The organism is Paenibacillus sp. F024, from assembly GCF_057814255.1.
In genome coordinates, this window is the sequence record NZ_JBVASZ010000010.1 from 61035 (window position 1) to 78389 (window position 17355).

Below are 17355 nucleotides of genomic sequence, written 5' to 3' on the forward strand. Positions count from 1 at the left end.
GAATGGGGTCTGAATAAATCAGAGGAACTTTACAAACCCTTTTATTTGATAACGTCACGATTTTGACGATACAGGAGGGGTTTTTATAAAACGGGTCATCGTAATAGCAGCAGTATTACTTGTTGCAGGTTGTTCGGGTAATCCTTCGACAAACAAGCAAATGTCTACTAATCAAACGAAGGTTCAAACTCATGCTCCTAATGCTGCTTCAACGTCAACCTTAACTCAAGCTTCATCCATTTCTACAGCGGGGGCAGGAAAATCATCGATTACGGCGAAACAAGCACCCAATGACGCTTCGAATTTGTTGGATTTGCTCAATCCCAACAACCCATCGGCAAATGGCCCAGCGAATCCGTCCGTTAATCCGCCGCAGCAATCCGCGGACCCATCCCAATCCGCGCAGCAAGTATTTGATTTGGTAAATCAAGAAAGAAAGAAAGCAGGCTTGAATCCTCTTAGCTTGAACAGCAATCTCTCGAAAGTAGCTATGGCCAAGGCGCAGGATATGCACAACAACAATTATTTTGATCATCAGTCTCCGACTTATGGGTCCCCGTTCGATATGATGAATAAGTTCGGGATCACATATAACACAGCAGGGGAAAACATCGCCAAAGGCCAGACAAGCCCGACGGAAGTGATGAACCAATGGATGAACAGTCCCGGCCACCGTGCCAACATCCTGAATAGCAGCTACACCCAAATCGGAATAGCTTACTATAACGGCGAGTGGGTTCAGGAATTTATTGGCTAGTTCGAAAAACAAGAAAAACGCCACCACAAAGGCTGGGAGAGCAGAACGCTGGCCGCGACGAGGTAAGGAGGTTCCTTCCCCTCAGTCCGCGAAATCGGCAGCCCGAAAACAGACGGTTGTCTAGATTAAAAACTCATGTTAAACATGGGTTTTTCTTTTTGTTGTCAGGTAACGGATCGAAAGGAGCATTGCCAACATGAAAGAGCGAGCTGCGGCAAAAAGCCCTGGATCAGATCCTAAAGTTCCAGGGCGGTATCAATGTTTTTCAAAATCGTTGTCAATTGTTGATGCGATCCACCAAAAAATAGGCTTGCATCAGCCTGTACAGTGAAACGGTACACTCCATCCGTGTCGCAGGTTTGTTTGGCTCGAGTTTATTATACTTCGGGATCAGCCTTAATTGTTTTGTCCCCGAAACGGAATCTTGCGCCCACTCCGGGATCAAGTAGTTGTCCTCATACTCAATATACGCCTTAGACTCATGGCGGGCATACCGGATCAGATAAGCCTTGTACACCATCACGGCCATTTCCGCACGGGTTACATTTTGTTGAGGCCTGAAGGTGCCATCTTCAAATCCGCTCAAAAGCTTGTATTCGACTGCGGTAGCGACAGGCTTGGCGAACCAATCGTCTGAGCTCACATCGGAAAAGGGCGCAGCTTCGTTAAGAGTGGGCGCCAACCGCAGGGAGCGTACGAGGATCACGGCAAATTCCGCCCGGGTAATCGGTTTGTCCGGGCCGAAGGAACCGTCGGCATAACCCGTTACCAGTCCTAGCGAGGCCATTTGTTCCACTTCTTGTTGGCCTGCGTGGTTGAATTCCGTGTGAACGTCAGTAAACGAGACTTGTTGTTCCGTGCTGTTATCTTTTAAGACGGCGGCACCGATGGGCTTGACCGTACCGTCCTTCAGCTTCGCCCGCACGCCGATATGCAGTGCTCCGTCGGGAATCGGTGTTCCCTCAGGAATATCCAAATAGGAATACCCGCACCGATTGGCGGTACATTGGATATCGTTGATCGACATTAATTTCCGGTTCAACGCATCCACATAAAAAAATTCGATAGCCACCGTATCTCCATATTTATTGGAGTAGTTTAACCGCCCCCCGATGACTCCCGGTTTGCCGTCCATATCTTGAAAGCCGACTTGAGTAAAATTGCCAAGGTTAATCCCCGTTGGCTCCAGCGTTGCTTTTTGACTTGCTGTAGAGTCCGCTATGGTTGCGAACGTTTCAGGCCGGCGATGATCGTAGGAGTCTGACGGCACTTCGCCGAATTCATTAACGGGAAGCACATAGACAAGGTTTCCTTGGTTAGGCACAGCTCCGTCCGGAAAAACGTACTCGTAGGAGGCACGCCCTTTTTCTACAATCGTATACGGCTTCGCATCCTTTCGCTGCCAATCGATATGAATGGCATAACCGTACAGAGGTCCTTCATCATCAGCCGCCTGCCAGGTTACTTTGCCTTGGATGGAACCCGGATTCTCATCCATATCGATAAACTGAACCCTTTTCGGTTGGAAACGATCATACGGTTTATCCCAAAAAAACTTCTCGCCGAACTGAATGCCTTCAGCCGTGGACATTTGCGCAAAAACACCGAGATAAACGGCCTCCTCCGGTATGGGCGTTCCTGACGGAATTTGCAGCGTATAATCACCGTATCTGCTCGTATTTCTGGGAATCATGCCGATACCTTTGATCTTCCGCTTGTCCTTATCTAGAAAATAGACTGCATACGATAAGGGAGAAGCCCCATTGACCATGCCCGTAAATTCGCGGTCATCAACCTCCCAACGGATGCTGCCGCTAAATGTGCCGACGACAGAATCCCTGTCTCCGATCTCCGTAATCACCGGCGCCGGAATCAGGCTGGAAGTCTGCAATTGCACAATCGGCTCTTCCGAAATGTCGTCCATCACATAATTAATCAAGCCAGGCCCATTGATCCCTTCCGGCGAGACGGGGTAAATTGCCATTTCCTCCGTTCTTTCCGGTATCGTTCCGCTTGGCACTATGAGTTCATATTCGGATTTCCCTTTTGCCACGTCTATGCTTTTGCTGGAAAGCGCCTTTTTCTGTCCGTCCACCCAGAAATAGACTTTATAGCCGGTGATCGGATTCTCTTCTTGCAGTCCTTTCCAGGTCAGCGCCAATTCCAAGTTGCCCTGGCTTGGGTTCTTATCGGTAATGCGAAGACCTTCTTGAAAACGATGCCGGGGCCTGTCCCATATCGGCATGATCAATCCGGCCGTGCTTTCCTCCAATGCATTTTTGGCGTAAATCCCGAACTTTTCGGCATTTTTTGCGATTTCCAAATCCTTTATGCGGAACATATAGCGTTCCCTCTTGAGACCGATGCTTTTGGCATACGCGATATACTCTTCCTGCTGCTTCACATTCACGCTGCCGAGAAGCTTTATCTTGTTGTCCGTGTGATCCAACACATATATAGCGTAATCCGTAATGTCCGATTGATCGGCGGCGGGAAGAAACTCCAACTCCCCTTCCAAAAGGTACGGCGTATCGTTACGGTCATAAAAAAACGGATCCCGAGGAGAAGCAAGCTCCGCAGCTTCCGCAGACGAAGCGAAAAACACTGCGCCGACCCCAATGAAAACGGCTGACAGCAAACATTGCGAGGCGAATGCTTTGATCCATGTCATCATCATATGTATCCTCCCATTGAAATAAGGACGTTCATCCCTTGCAGCTGTTGTTATTCCGGTTTGACCGGATCTCCGAGCTTAAACAGGCCTTGATGAAATACGGTTCCGTCCTCGTTATACTCAATACCCTTTCCATGAGGCAGCATATTGCTGAATTCGCCTTCGTACCGAAGCTTCCCGCTTTCATAATAAGATTTCCCTCGAACCAGCCGACTGTCCACAAACTCGCCTTCGTGCATCTTGTTGCCATTCGGGTAATAATTCGTACCAAAGCCGTTGCGCATACCGTTACGATATTCGCCGATAAAACGAACGGTTCCGTCCCCGTAATAATAAATCCCCTTGCCATGCGGGTTTCCGTCGATAAATCCGACTTCCAACCGATGACCTTTGGGAAAATATACGGTTCCCGGACCCTCAATGCTATCGTACTGAAAATGGGCGTCATACCATAACGTGCCGTCCTCACGATAGAGCTTGCCATGGCCATGCATGAATCCGTCGGAAAAATGACCTTCATACATCAGTCTACCGTTGGCATAATACATTTTGCCGTATCCTTCAAAAAGGGATTGATGAAATTCTCCTTCATAGACGAGCTGCCCTCCGTCATATAGCCTCCCTTGACCGTTCATTTGATTATTTTGGAACATTCCTTCATAGATGAGTGTCCCATCCGCATACCGTTTTCCGTGGCCGTTTGGCTTGCCATCCACCATATCGCCTTCGTATGTAAGCTGTGAAACATCGCTACTCCCGAGCGGACGGATGAAAACAGTACGTGATTCCGCGTCCCATTTCACCTCTCTGCCGGATGCTTCGCCAACAAAACGCAGCGGAACGAACGTTTGATTATCGATCAATCGTGGAGCGACCGCGAGAGATTTCAGCTTGCCGTTGACCTTCGCCGTCGTGCTGCCAATTTGAAGCTCAAGCTCCAGGCCATCCTTCTTCCCTGTAACAACCTGTCTTTCCGCCTCCCATGCAATACTTAATCCAAGCGCTTCAAAAGCGGGGCGGAAGGGGACGAGCGTATTCCCGTACTCGATGAATGGGGGAACCGTAAATTCCAGCTTCTTTCCGTCGATCACTACGTCAATCTGTTTTTCCGCTGATGTTACGGAAACCAAACTAAAGCAAGACCACAAACAGAGAAACATAGCGATCATTGATTTCGCCTTCCATTGAAACAGAAAAACACCCTCTTTCTGATAGTTGGTCGGCATAGACGCAAAAAACTGCGCAAGCCAAATATAGCCGCGCAGTACCCATGGATAAAATCAAACGATGCAGCGAAACGGCAACCTGGCGATCATCATCCTGTAACAAGGACCTTAGACCCATGGCTTTGCGTCATTTTCCTTTCGGAAAATTTTGCCTTTGACTTTTTCATTTTAAATGAATATAAAGTATTACTCAACTATGAATTTCCAATCATTCCAAACTTTTAAAAACATCTAAAGACATAGGACCATAGTATGGGGAACCTTGCTTCGCAGCTTTTTAAAATAAAGCAATCTAAAAGAAACCATGCTTCATTACTCTTGTTAATATGAAAGGTAAGAATATATAAATCATCAAATCTAAGTTTTTCACTAAACTTGGCTTCTCATTTCATCCGCGACATACCGATCTTAGTCATCGGAGATCATCAAGTGGTGGTAATGCTTTTTCCGGAGATCTGGATGGTAAAGAAATCAATATCAGTGGAATACATTTCTAATTGTTGGAGATAATGCTGCCAGTAGAGTCTTGTCGGCTGAGGAACCTGAGATATCGTTCACGTATAGCTAAATGATAAGATGTAAATAAAAAAATCTATAAAATAATAACAATGAATGAAGGAGTGCTGAGCATGTCGGTTGATGTTTATCTGAATTTTAATGGAAACTGCCGTGAAGCAGTGGGGTTTTATGCAGAAGTGTTTGGAACAGAGAAACCGAAATTTATGACTTTTGGAGATATGGCGCCAAACCCTGAATTTTCTCTACCGGAAGAAGCGAAACACCTCATAATGCACACGCGGCTTACCATTGGCGGAAGCAACGTTATGTTTTCAGATGTTTTTCCCGGGATGCCTTTTGTGGTTGGAAACAACATCAGCCTGGCCTTTGTAAGTAACAACAAGGATGAAATTGAATCTGTCTTTAATCAATTGAAGGATGGCGGTTCTGTAGGCATGGAGCTGCAAGAAACATTTTGGAGCAAATACTATGGCATGGTGATCGATAAATTTGGAGTAAATTGGCAGCTGAACTTAGGCATCGGAGACTGGTAACGATCTATTTATTATTAAAAAATGTATAGAGGTTAACTTGGAAAGTTTGGCTCCGCATAGAGGGGGCCGCTTTTTTTATTTGGAAATGAAGCCATCTTTTTATCGAACGGCTAGAGTACATGCCATTGATGGGATGTTCGCGCGAAGCATTAATAACAAAAAATGTATATAACGCAGCACGATGAAGTTCAATCGGATAAGGGGCATGTTGCGGGATGTTATTAATTATTAAAAACAACAATAGTCTGTTCCATATTCTTACTTGTTGCAACGGAGGTTTTTTCTTTTTGACAGGTATGATAAACTTGGACTCATCAATAAAAAATGAAGTAAACAAAAGTTGAGGCCCTATAGGGTGCAACGTAACCGCCCAACGTTATCAATATAGGTTAGCTTTATCTTAATGTGTGTCACAATAAGCGAAACGTATGTTAACGTTTTGGTAGAAGGGAGTTTTGAGCGATGCAAATATCTGATTTTCTTTTGCCCAAGCACAAAGTAGCCTATATTCATTCAACTGCTAACATGCAGGAGGCCCTGGAGATATTAGAGAAAAATCAATACACGGCAATTCCTGTTATTGATGGGGAGGGAAAATATGTTGGAACTCTCTGTGAAGGGGATCTATTCTGGAAGATGAAGAACACTTCCGGATTAAGCTTTCGAAACTTGGATATTGTCAAAGTTTATGAAATTAAACGTCGTATTCATAATGAATGCGTGTCGGTCAAAGCGCGTCTTGAGGATATGCTTCATTTGGCTGCTGACCAGAACTTTGTTCCCGTCGTAGACGAAAACCAAATCTTTATCGGAATCATCCGCCGTAAAGACATAATTGAGTATTACACTAGTAATATTACCGATTAATAGAGCATGTTGAAGAAAAGGAATACTATGTGAGATTTTTAAAAAAAGAGTTGTATGATTAATTTCACCAAGAAATGCTAAGCGTATATGGGAATGTTAAAATACTATTTAAGATTAAATGCAAAAAAACGTAGGATATTAATCTATTTGATAAATGCAAAAAAAATGTTTTTTATTTCTTCACGACGAAACCTTTTGCTACTGTAGCAAAGGTTTTTTCTTTTTATTGCAAGGTATGCTAAGCTCTAACTATCGTCAATAACATCCTGAAATCAAGGAAGTGGTGCCCCATGACAACAAACAACAAACCCAATAGATTAGCCAATGAAAAGTCACCTTATTTGCTGCAGCATGCTTACAATCCGGTAGATTGGTTTCCTTGGTCAGAAGAAGCTTTTGATAAAGCGAAACGGGAAAACAAACCTATTTTCCTATCTATTGGCTATAGTACATGTCATTGGTGTCACGTCATGGAAAGAGAATCATTCGAGGATGAAGAGGTAGCCGAGCTATTGAACCGTGAATTTGTTTCAATCAAGGTGGACCGGGAGGAACGGCCCGATGTGGACAATCTGTACATGTCCGTTTGTCAAGCGATGACCGGACAGGGGGGATGGCCGCTGACGATCATTATGACCCCGGAGAAGAAGCCGTTTTTTGCCGGGACCTATTTCCCTAAGGCCCGCAGATACGGGCGTCACGGGTTGATGAACATTTTGCCGCAAATTGCCGGCAAGTGGAAGGAGAACCGGGACAAGGTTATCGAGATCGGCGATCAGGTGGTGGAGGAGACGCAAAAACGGCTGATCGGCAACCTGGAAGGGGAATTATCGGAGGGGCTGCTGGATCGCGCGTTTGAGATGTATGAGCGCAATTTCGATGCAAGCAGCGGAGGCTTTGGGGATGCGCCGAAGTTCCCGACGAGTCATAATTTATCTTTCTTGCTGCGGTATTGGAAGCGGACGGGCAATGAGAAAGCTTTACATATGGTGGAGAAGACGCTGGATGCGATGTTCCGCGGCGGTATGTACGATCATATCGGCTATGGCTTCGCACGGTATTCCACGGACGAGAAGTGGCTGGTACCGCATTTTGAAAAAATGCTGTACGATAACGCTTTGCTGACGATGACGTATGTGGAGGCGTACCAGGCGACGGGTAATCGGCGCTATGCTGATGTGGCGGAGCAAATTGTTGCTTATGTGCTCAGGGATATGACCGATCCTGAAGGCGGGTTCTATTCGGCGGAGGATGCGGATTCGGAAGGGGAGGAAGGCAAGTTTTATGTCTGGTCTCCTCAAGAAGTGAAGCAGGTTCTCGGAGAGGAAGAGGGAGAGCTCTACTGTGAAGCCTATGATATTACCGAGGAGGGTAATTTCGAGGGGCACAGCATTCCGAATCTGATTCATGCCGCGGTGGAAACGATGGCCCGATTGAAGCAAATCGACGAATCAAAGCTAAAAGAGGGGCTGGAGGCTTCCCGCCAAAAGCTCTTTGCCTACCGTGAGCAGCGTATCCATCCGCATAAAGACGACAAAATCCTGACCTCCTGGAACAGTCTGATGATCATGGCCCTGGCCAAAGCGGCCAAGGCGCTGGATAAACCGGAATATGCCGATGCGGCAAGGAAAGCGGCTGCTTTCATCCTCACGAAGCTGCGCCGGGAGGATGGAAGACTCTTGGCGCGTTACCGTGACGGGGAATCGGCATATCTGGGCTATGCCGACGATTACGCCTTCTTGGTATGGGGGCTGATCGAGCTCTATGAAGCCACGTTTGAGCTGGACTATTTGCGTCAGGCCGTCGAGTTGAATGATGACATGCTGCGGTTATTCTGGGACGATACCAAGGGAGGGCTATTCTTCTACGGTGAAGACGGGGAGCAGCTCTTCACGCGTCCGAAGGAAATCTATGACGGCGCTATGCCATCGAGCAATTCCGCGGCTGCGTTAAATTTGCAGAAGCTGTCGCGTTACACCTACAATGCCGCCTTATCGCAAAAAGCGGAGCAGCAGCTGAAGGCATTCGCCGGATCGGTGGAGCGCTATCCTTCCGGTCATGCGTTGTTCCTGATGGCGGTAGACTTCGCGTATGGCGCTCCGACAGAAATCGTGATCGCCGGTGATCCGGCGAAGGAAGATACCCAAGCCATGCTGCGGGAGGTGCGGCAGTCGTTTCTCCCGAATGCGCTGACGATCCTTCGCACTACTGATCCTTCCGATGCGGAAAAGCTCGGACGCATAATTCCGCTTGTGCAGGATAAGCTGCCGCTGGGCGGACGGGCGACGGCCTATGTTTGCGAGAACTACGCATGCCAGTCTCCGGTCAGCGATCTGGAAGAGCTGCAGGAGCTTCTAAGCTCGTAAAATTTGTGGGTGAGGCCGAGGGGGGCTGATGCTTCCTCTGTCTTTCTTATCGCAGCCCCCAATTGCAGGTAATTCTTTACTAGGGGTTGACCAAACCTGGTACATTCCGGTACTCTTTCAAGAGAATAGGGATTTTAAACCAAAGGAGAGGTCATAGGCTTGATTAGAACAAAAAGATGGGCAGTGGCGCTTACAATGGTTAGTGCGTTGGGATTTACCTTGATCCTGATGTCGGTTTTGCAAAACGATATAACGGTTTGGGACGCTTGGGGCCAAGCGAATATAAAAGCCAATGCTGCGTCTGAGACGTCAATATGGCTTGGTGCGGTCAATTTGCTCGGTTCAACCGTTGCTTTCGGCATCATGACGCTTGCGGGTTCTGTATTGGTATGGTCGCTGCGGCGCAGGAAAGAAGCGGTGGCTCTGCTGGGAACGGTGGCGGCAGCATACGTACTCAATACACTGGTCAAGTCTTGGGTAGAGCGGGAACGCCCCCTGAATGAAGGCTGGATCGAAGCAGCAGGCCTCAGCTTTCCAAGCGGCAATGCCATGATCGGCATGGTATTATACGGAATGCTTTCATATATTTTGGCACACAGCATCCGATCCCGATGGGGCCAATGGGCCATTATGGTTACCGGGGGACTTGTGATTCTGGGTATCGGATACAGCCGGCTGTATTTTGGGGTTCACTACGTAACCGATATCGCAGCAGGATATTTGGCGGGTCTTTTCTGTATCTCGACGGCTTTTCTGATCATCAGGGATAAACACACCTCAAGCTCCGGATATCGTTACATGGGCTCTTACCGGAATTATTGAACGTGAAGTTACCGATGGCATCACATTTAAAAACGGACAACCGTTTCCTTGTAAAGGATGCGTTGTCCGTTTTTTCGTGTCATTTTATTTCTCTTGGATCATGGCATTCCAGAGCTCTTGAGGCTCATAGCCTAGGCGCCATGCGGCTACGCCTCCCAAATCATACTTCTTGGCAATCTCGATACGGGCTTTGACCGTTGCATCATTTTCAAGCCAAAATACGTTGGTGAATCCGTCCTGCTTATATTCAACCTTGTACTGGCCAAAACGGCTGTCCCACGTCATCGTTGCATTCTTATCGGCAATCAGCTTGGGCAGGTCCTTCATGAGTAATGCCCGGTTGCTGCCCAGCTTGCCGGAAGCATCCACCTGCCATTCCCGAACATAGAAGGGAATACCCATAATCAGCTTGTCTCTTGGAATGCCGTAGGACAGAAATTCCTTTACGCCCTGTTCCACCCAAGAAAGCCCCCCGACAGAACCGGGCTCGGTGCTGCCTTTCCAATATTGGTCGTAGGTCATCGTAATGATATAGTCGACGATGCTTGCCAGCTTCTCATGATCGAATGCTGTTTTATCATTCCAGCTGAGACTGCCGCGCGGCAGGTCAACCGAGATGATCAGCTTCTGGGTATGCGCGGCTTGCGTCAGCTCTTGCATAAATGCGGTGAAGCGGTCTCTGTCTGACCCGGCCAGGCTCTCAAAATCGATATTAAGCCCATCTACGCCCAGGGCTGCCGCTTTGTTGACCAAATCATGGATAAACCTGGTGCGGGCTTCGGGCTTCGCCAAAAATTGTGTTGTCAGTGCCGTATCGAACTGGTTTGCGACGAGAGGATATACCGTATATCCCTGCTGTTTGAGCCAGGCTACGGTTTGTTTGTTCGAAGCATCCGCGATATTTCCTGTATTGTCAGCAAGCTGGAAATAAGTTGGCGAAACGACATCCAGCCCCGACGTGTTGTTCACATGAGACCGAACCGTCGTATCGTTTGAGCTGCCGTTCCATCCCCAGAACTGCAGCTTGCGCAGGTTATCCCAAAGGGTTATCCCGTCATCGTAGGTGCGGATTGAAGCATTGGCATAGCCTTGAGCGTACTTCAAAGCAGTGGGTATCGTTGAGAAATCGGCAATCCATTTATTATTTTGCAGCACTTGATAATAAGGGTAATTATTCCAAATGGCGCCTGATTTTCCCCCGATCGCGGGTGCATTGTCGCTGCTGATTTTCGTGTGATCGTAAAGCTTGGCATAATTGATGGCATCGTTCAAGCTCAGGAACGAATTTAGAAAGTTGTCGTATTGGTATACTTTGTAAGGCTTGACGTTGGAATAGACAACTTTCCCGGTTTCCGTATTTCGAATGATAGAATTAGACCATTTGAGGGATTCATTGACCGCATCGCCAAGGTACGCAAATTTCCAGCTGTCTGCGGTGTATGTGCCTTGATAAACTTGATAAATTCGCTTTCCGGAATTGCGGAGCTCCGATTTTCTGCTTTCTGTTACGCTGTCCCATACCCAACGGTTCGTATCCAAATCGACGATGTTGGAGTTGGCCCATTTTCTGGCCTCGGCCATCGCATCGCCCAGGGTTTGAAATTTCCAGGAGTCCAGTGTGATTTCGCCTTGATAAACACGATACTTCGGATAGTTATTCCAAATCCAGCCTCCCGTCTGCAAATCGCGGACACTGGAGGAACCCCATTTGGCGGCTTCCCTGATGGCTTGATCACGCGTGGCAAATTCCCAGGCGGACGAGCTGTAGCTGTGCTGGTAAACCTTGTAACGTGGGTAATTATCCCAAAGCCATTGGCGTGTGGCGATGTCCTCCACATGGCTCCGACTGTAGTTTTTGGCATAATTCTCAGCAGACTTGTAGTCAGATGTCTCCAGCATGATGCGGGTATCCTGATATACACGATACTTGGTAGTTTTGTCTGCAGCCATGGCAGAGCCGGCGGAGGAAAGGAATAGAGTCAAGACCGACAAGGACAGCAGGGTCTTGCGCTTCAACATATATCAACCTCTTTCTAGTGAGTCTACTCTATTAAACGTAGAAAGAGGGGGAGAAGTTGCGATGGAAATAGATAGGAAAATAAATTAAAGGCTAGCAGATTATTCTAATAAACGGAAAAACCCCTTGTCAGTAAGAATCTGACAAGGGATTGGGGCTGATGCGTTTATTGTACGATGTCTGCGACGATTTCATCTTCCAGGTTGAGCTGGATTTGTTCGCGGAACACCCGCATGTTATATTCCTTCAGCAGATAACGTTCGATCGCTTCGAGCATATTGGCGGCAATCAGAATTTGGCTGCGCCCCTGTGCATGCACTTCTGCGGAGAACCCTAAATCCTCATCCCACATAAGCTCAACTTCGACCTGTGTGGGTTGAATCTGCTTGCGTTCTGCGATATTCAAGCAAATCGCGTTGATGATGTCTTGTTCCGATAGTCTCATTAGCACGTAACCCTCTTTTGAACGGAGTTTTATAAATTAATAACGCTTCGGTTCTTCGTTCAGCTTTTCTTTTTTGCGGTCTTTAAAGAAGGCGATAAGACGGAACACGATAAGAACCAGCGCTGCGATGGCAAGCAGGTTGACCATCATGCCGAGCATTTCGCCAAGGAAGCCCATTCCGCCGAACAAGCCGCCGAACAGCATACCTGCAAGACCGCCGATCATCAAGCCCTTCATCAATCCGCCGCTGAAAAATCCGGGCTTTTGCGTTGCCGCAGTGCTAGCCGGCGTGTTGGATGTCGTCGACTGGTTTCTATTGATATTATTGTTTGGTGTTTGGGTGTTTGTCGATCCGGAGCTTGGGCTGAAGCTTTTCTTCGAAGAGTTATACGATCTCTTCGCATCCGCCGGATCAGGCATGGTTACCGCTGTGAACGAGAACGCAACCATACTGGCCACCAGAATCATAGATAATTTTTTCTTCCACATCATTAACATCCTCCAGTATATATAGTATTTACAACGATGTAATACGTTCAATGTTGACGATGGTTTCACATTTTAAACGAAATTGTTAAAATAAAATTAAAATCATATGAAAATCCGGAGGATGAATGCCGATGAACTCATACCCGAATGCTTATATTGATTATTTGATCCATTTTCATGCCGACCGGGATTTTTTCGAATGTCACGAGGTGCTTGAAGAATATTGGAAGGAGCATCCTGAAGATCCGAACAGCGAAGCGTACGTGGGCTTGATCCAGGTAGCCGTCTCCCTTTACCATCAAAGAAGGGGCAACTTGTCCGGTGCGGTCAAAATGCTGAAAAGCGCCATACAACGGCTGGATAAAGAACGGCTGGAGCGGCTTGGCATCGATGGAGAGATCTTTAGGAATCGGCTTCAGTCCCGATTACAGGAATGCACGGATCAGACGGGCTTCATCTATTCGGATCTGGATATCCCCTTGAACGACGATGCGTTGAACGCCTTGTGCGGTCAGGCTTGTGCCGGGTCCGATAAAGTATGGGGCAGACCGACCGATCTGAATGATACGTTCCTGATTCATAAGCATACCTTGCGCGACCGCAGTACGGTCGTGGCGGAGCGTGAGCTTCAGAAGCAGCTTAAGCTGAGTCAGCGGGTAAAGCCCATCCAAGATGAAGGTGAAGCGAAATAAGAAAGGCTTCTGATCGTAACCGATACGAGGAAGAAGAGATGATAAAAAAATCATCGCAATGACCGGCCGATAAGGAGATATCGGCAGCCAGGCGATGATTTTTTATCCTTGGAACAGGTCAGCAGAGGGCTTTATAACCGTCGGAAATGACATCCAGACGCCCTGTTTCCGGATGAATAATGAGTCCGTGAACCGGCAAATCTTTAGGTAGGAGCGGATGGTTTCTGATCATGTTAACGCTGTTGACGACACCTTCTTGCACATGATCGAAGCCGGTCAGGAAACCTTCCAGATTGATACCCGCATGCTTCAGCGTGTCGATCAGCTCTAGCGTTACGCCGCGGCTGCGGGCTTTGTCCAGTACATTCTCCGCATTAAGTCCGGTCATGCCGCACAAATGGTGGCCTACAACGAAAACTTCCTTGGCATTGAGTTCATACACCGCTACGATGATGCTCCGCATAATACTGCCGAACGGATGTGAAACGATCGCCCCGGCATTCTTGATGATCTTGGCATCGCCGTTGCGCAGGTTCATGGCTTTTGGCAGCAGCTCGATCAGACGGGTATCCATGCAGGTCAGAATGACCATTTTTTTATCGGGAAATTTGTCGGTCTTATACTGCTCATATGCTTTGGCTTCAACGAACGATTCATTGTGATCTAAAATTTCGGATAAAATTGACATCTCTGTTCCTCCCCGACGAGTGAAATAACGTATCCTATCGTCTTTTTTTATATTATTATCTTTTGTCTAAAAGCCGCATGTTGGCATTATATATTTGTCCGCTGCTTTTCAATACGAAGCAATGACCGTTCTCTTTGTAATCGATGGTCATGCGTTCCTCGAAAAATACTTCATGCTTGCGGTCCATCAGCAGCGGATAAGGCTCGTCCTGAACCGTGAAATCGTTGCTATCGGGCTTGTCCGTAATCCATAACGTCGGGACGCCGCTGACCGCGCAGCCGCAGCCTTCCGCATCATAGACCAGCTTAAGCTGTCCGCCGTCAGGCGACCCTAGCTTCGCATCAATCTTTTTGGCAGCCTCTCCGGTAAAAGTAATATGCATGGTGTTCACTCTCCTCCTGTATCTATCATACCCCATTTTGGAGAAATTTGCTTCTGTTTTCAAGAGGAAGTATGATCAAGATATACCGTTAAAGGAAAGGGGTATGCCTGGTGACGACGTCAAGCTTTGAGACCCAACTAAACGACTTCAAGCATTATTTAAAAAAGATGAAAAGCTACGAGGAAGCTGTAGGACTCATCTATTGGGATATGCGCACGGGAGCGCCCAAAAAAGGAATCGCCACGCGCTCTGAGGTGGTAGGCGAGCTGTCGGGCGACCTGTTCAAAATGTCGGTGTCGGATGAAATGGGAGCGTTCCTGGATTATTTTGCTTCCCCTGGTGTGAATGAACAGCTGGATCCTATAGATAAAAGGATTGTCAGCGAATGCAAAAAGGAGTACGACCGCAGTAAAAAAATTCCCCCAAAGCGCTATCAGGAATACGTTGTGCTCACTTCCCAGGCGGAAGCGGCATGGGAAAAAGCCAAGGAACAGGCGGATTTTGCGGGCTTTCAACCATATCTGGAGAAAATTGTGGATATGAATCTGGAGTTCATCGACTTGTGGGGATATCAGGGACATAAGTATAATACGCTGCTGGATATGTATGAGCCGGGTATGACGGTGGAGAAGTTCGATCAGGTATTCGGCGCGCTCCGCGAGAAGGTTGTACCGCTGCTTGCCGCTATCCAGTCTTCGCCGCATAAACCGGATACTTCCTTTTTGAAGCAGATGTTCGATAAGGAAAAGCAAAAGCAGTTCAGCCTGTATATCCTCGAACAAATGGGCTATGACTTTGAGGCCGGAAGATTGGACGAAACCGTCCATCCGTTTGCTACCGGGTTAAATCCGGGTGATGTCCGGATTACAACCCGATATCTGCTTGACGACGTGAACAGCGCATTGTTCGGTACAATCCATGAGGGCGGGCACGCGCTGTATGAACAGAATATTTCGCCGGATCTGATCGGCACGCCTTTATGTGCAGGGACATCAATGGGCATTCATGAGTCGCAGTCCCGCTTTTGGGAGAACATGATCGGCCGCAGCCGTCCTTTTTGGACCAAGTACTACGGCAAGCTGCAGAACAATTATCCCGGACAGTTCGATCAAGTGCCGATGGAGGACTTTTACCGCGCAACCAACGAAGTGAAGCCTTCACTGATCCGCATTGAGGCCGATGAGCTTACCTATAATCTTCATATTATGGTGCGCTACGAAATTGAAAAGGAATTGTTCAGCGGAAGCGTAAAGGTGGCCGACCTGCCGGAGGTATGGAACGAAAAGTACCGGGATTATCTTGGCATCGCGCCGTCGCACAACGGGGAAGGGGTGCTTCAGGACGTGCACTGGTCCGGAGGAGCCTTCGGTTATTTCCCATCCTATGCGCTAGGCAATATGTACGCGGCGCAGATTATGCGAACGCTTCGGCAGGAACTGGGTGATATGGACGCACTGGTTCGTGAAGGAAAGCTCCATCCGATTAAGGACTGGCTTACCGACAAAATTTATCGTCACGGCAAAAGCCTGACGCCGGCGGAAATCATTACACAGGTGACCGGCGAGGAATTAAATCCCGGCTATTTGGTGGACTACTTGCGCGAGAAATATTCGGAAATTTACAGGCTCTAGCCTTCAGTTATTTATTGATCAGGCATTCTCCGGACATCCGGGGAATGCCTTTTTTCGATGCTGTCCGCCTACGCGGCTGTCCGGCTTGAACCTTTCTTTGGGCGGGTGCATATGATGGCATCATCAATTGAAGAAGCAGACAGGGAGGGACCGGCCTATGAAAACGAAACGGCGGGGAAAAGGATTAGTTCTGGGTCTTGCGTTCATTCTGGCCTTGGGTGCGGTGCTTGCGGGCTGCGGCACGGAGAAGGCGGGAGAAATTCAGAAGGTACGGGTGGGCGAGGTCACGCGCTCGATCTTCTATGCACCGGAGTATGTGGCGATCAGCAAAGGATTTTTTAAGGAGCAGGGACTGGATATTGAGCTGACGACAACCTTCGGAGGCGACAAAACGATGACGACGCTGCTGTCGGGCGGAATTGATGTTGCGCTGGTGGGATCGGAAACGTCCATTTATGTTCATCAGCAGGGCAGCGCCGATCCGGTGATTAACTTCGCTCAAATGACCCAAACGGACGGTACATTTCTGGTTTCCCGCAAAAAAATGGAAGGACAGTTCGATTGGAATACGCTGAAGGGGAGCACCTTCCTTGGTCAACGAAAAGGAGGGATGCCGCAGATGGCCGGTGAGTTTACTCTGAAAAAACACGGCATCGATCCGCACAAGGACATGAACCTGCTTCAAAACGTGGATTATGCGAACATTCCTACAGCCTTCGCATCCGGAACAGGCGACTTCGTGCAGCTGTTCGAGCCGCAGGCGACGATGTTTGAGAAGGAGGGTAAAGGCTACGTGATCGCTTCTTTCGGGGTGGAAAGCGGAAAGCTGCCTTATACCGTCTTTATGGCCAAGAAAAGCTATATCGATAAAAATAACGAAACGATACAAAGGTTTACGAATGCGGTGCAGAAGGCTCAGCTTTGGGTACAGCAAAATAGCTCCGAGGAAATAGCCGAGGCGATTGCCCCTTTCTTCCAGGATACCGATAAAGACATCATCAAAAACGTCGTAGAACGGTATAAAAGTCAAGGCTCCTTCGCTGCGGACGGGATCGTCGACGAGCAGGAGTGGAACAATCTTCAGGACATTATGCAATCGGCCGGGGAGCTGAAGCAGCGGGCGGATCACAAAACGCTAGTGGATACCCGCTTTGCCGAAAAAGCGAAGCAAACCATTAAGTAGAAGAAAGACGGAAATCATGCAGCGGCAGGGGCGTTCATGGAAATTCAAGCCAAGCGCCTCTTCG

Annotated in this window: 15 protein-coding genes and 1 riboswitch; of the genes, 8 read left to right on the plus strand and 7 right to left on the minus strand. The window is 48.0% G+C overall.

Annotation, left to right across the window (positions count from 1 at the left end; translation table 11 throughout):
* Window positions 1-160: 160 nt before the first annotated feature.
* Window positions 161-757: a CAP domain-containing protein gene (locus tag ACZYR9_RS12340; RefSeq protein WP_488978795.1), complete on the plus strand. Its 597-nt coding sequence runs from the start codon at window positions 161-163 to the stop codon at window positions 755-757.
* 277 nt (window positions 758-1034) lie between these two features.
* On the opposite strand, the gene ACZYR9_RS12345 is transcribed toward ACZYR9_RS12340, so the two are convergent.
* Complete coding sequence (locus tag ACZYR9_RS12345; RefSeq protein WP_488978796.1) at window positions 1035-3434, minus strand: S-layer homology domain-containing protein; 2400 nt, start codon at window positions 3432-3434, stop codon at window positions 1035-1037.
* Between the two features lie 47 nt (window positions 3435-3481).
* The gene (locus tag ACZYR9_RS12350; protein WP_488978797.1) at window positions 3482-4600 is read right to left on the minus strand and encodes a stalk domain-containing protein; all 1119 of its coding nucleotides are present in this window, start codon (window positions 4598-4600) and stop codon (window positions 3482-3484) included.
* Between the two features lie 127 nt (window positions 4601-4727).
* Window positions 4728-4820, minus strand: a riboswitch (cyclic di-GMP riboswitch).
* Between the two features lie 466 nt (window positions 4821-5286).
* Between ACZYR9_RS12350 and ACZYR9_RS12355 the strand changes: the two genes are divergently transcribed.
* The 4 genes from ACZYR9_RS12355 (at window position 5287) to ACZYR9_RS12370 (ending at window position 9764) form a co-directional block, all read left to right on the plus strand.
* Window positions 5287-5709: a VOC family protein gene (locus tag ACZYR9_RS12355; RefSeq protein WP_488978798.1), complete on the plus strand. Its 423-nt coding sequence runs from the start codon at window positions 5287-5289 to the stop codon at window positions 5707-5709.
* A 462-nt stretch (window positions 5710-6171) separates the two neighbouring features.
* Entirely contained in the window at window positions 6172-6576 is a 405-nt protein-coding gene (locus tag ACZYR9_RS12360) for a CBS domain-containing protein (protein WP_488978799.1), read from the plus strand.
* Window positions 6577-6866: 290 nt separating this feature from the next.
* Window positions 6867-8942 (plus strand): thioredoxin domain-containing protein, encoded by a 2076-nt coding sequence (locus ACZYR9_RS12365; protein ID WP_488978800.1) that lies wholly within the window; start codon window positions 6867-6869, stop codon window positions 8940-8942.
* A gap of 159 nt (window positions 8943-9101) precedes the next feature.
* Window positions 9102-9764, plus strand: coding sequence for a phosphatase PAP2 family protein (locus tag ACZYR9_RS12370; protein WP_488978801.1), 663 nt, complete (start codon window positions 9102-9104; stop codon window positions 9762-9764).
* Window positions 9765-9848: 84 nt separating this feature from the next.
* On the opposite strand, the gene ACZYR9_RS12375 is transcribed toward ACZYR9_RS12370, so the two are convergent.
* The 3 genes from ACZYR9_RS12375 to ACZYR9_RS12385 form a co-directional block, all read right to left on the minus strand.
* Window positions 9849-11783, minus strand: a complete 1935-nt coding sequence (locus ACZYR9_RS12375; protein ID WP_488978802.1) for a glycosyl hydrolase family 18 protein — start codon at window positions 11781-11783, stop codon at window positions 9849-9851.
* A 164-nt stretch (window positions 11784-11947) separates the two neighbouring features.
* Window positions 11948-12226, minus strand: a complete 279-nt coding sequence (locus tag ACZYR9_RS12380; protein ID WP_488978803.1) for a YxcD family protein — start codon at window positions 12224-12226, stop codon at window positions 11948-11950.
* Window positions 12227-12262: 36 nt separating this feature from the next.
* Window positions 12263-12715, minus strand: coding sequence for a hypothetical protein (locus ACZYR9_RS12385; RefSeq protein WP_488978903.1), 453 nt, complete (start codon window positions 12713-12715; stop codon window positions 12263-12265).
* Between the two features lie 131 nt (window positions 12716-12846).
* Here ACZYR9_RS12385 and ACZYR9_RS12390 point away from each other — a divergent pair, with 131 nt between their 5' ends.
* Window positions 12847-13407: a DUF309 domain-containing protein gene (locus ACZYR9_RS12390; RefSeq protein ID WP_488978804.1), complete on the plus strand. Its 561-nt coding sequence runs from the start codon at window positions 12847-12849 to the stop codon at window positions 13405-13407.
* A gap of 118 nt (window positions 13408-13525) precedes the next feature.
* On the opposite strand, the gene ACZYR9_RS12395 is transcribed toward ACZYR9_RS12390, so the two are convergent.
* Window positions 13526-14095, minus strand: a complete 570-nt coding sequence (locus tag ACZYR9_RS12395) for a beta-class carbonic anhydrase (RefSeq protein ID WP_488978805.1) — start codon at window positions 14093-14095, stop codon at window positions 13526-13528.
* A 55-nt stretch (window positions 14096-14150) separates the two neighbouring features.
* Window positions 14151-14477 carry an iron-sulfur cluster biosynthesis family protein gene (locus tag ACZYR9_RS12400; protein ID WP_488978806.1) on the minus strand — a complete coding sequence of 109 codons (327 nt, stop codon included), beginning with the start codon at window positions 14475-14477 and terminating at the stop codon, window positions 14151-14153.
* A 110-nt stretch (window positions 14478-14587) separates the two neighbouring features.
* On the opposite strand from ACZYR9_RS12400, the gene ACZYR9_RS12405 reads away from it, so the two are divergent.
* Window positions 14588-16108: a carboxypeptidase M32 gene (locus ACZYR9_RS12405; protein WP_488978807.1), complete on the plus strand. Its 1521-nt coding sequence runs from the start codon at window positions 14588-14590 to the stop codon at window positions 16106-16108.
* Between the two features lie 157 nt (window positions 16109-16265).
* Window positions 16266-17291 carry an ABC transporter substrate-binding protein gene (locus ACZYR9_RS12410; protein ID WP_488978808.1) on the plus strand — a complete coding sequence of 342 codons (1026 nt, stop codon included), beginning with the start codon at window positions 16266-16268 and terminating at the stop codon, window positions 17289-17291.
* Window positions 17292-17355: the final 64 nt, after the last annotated feature.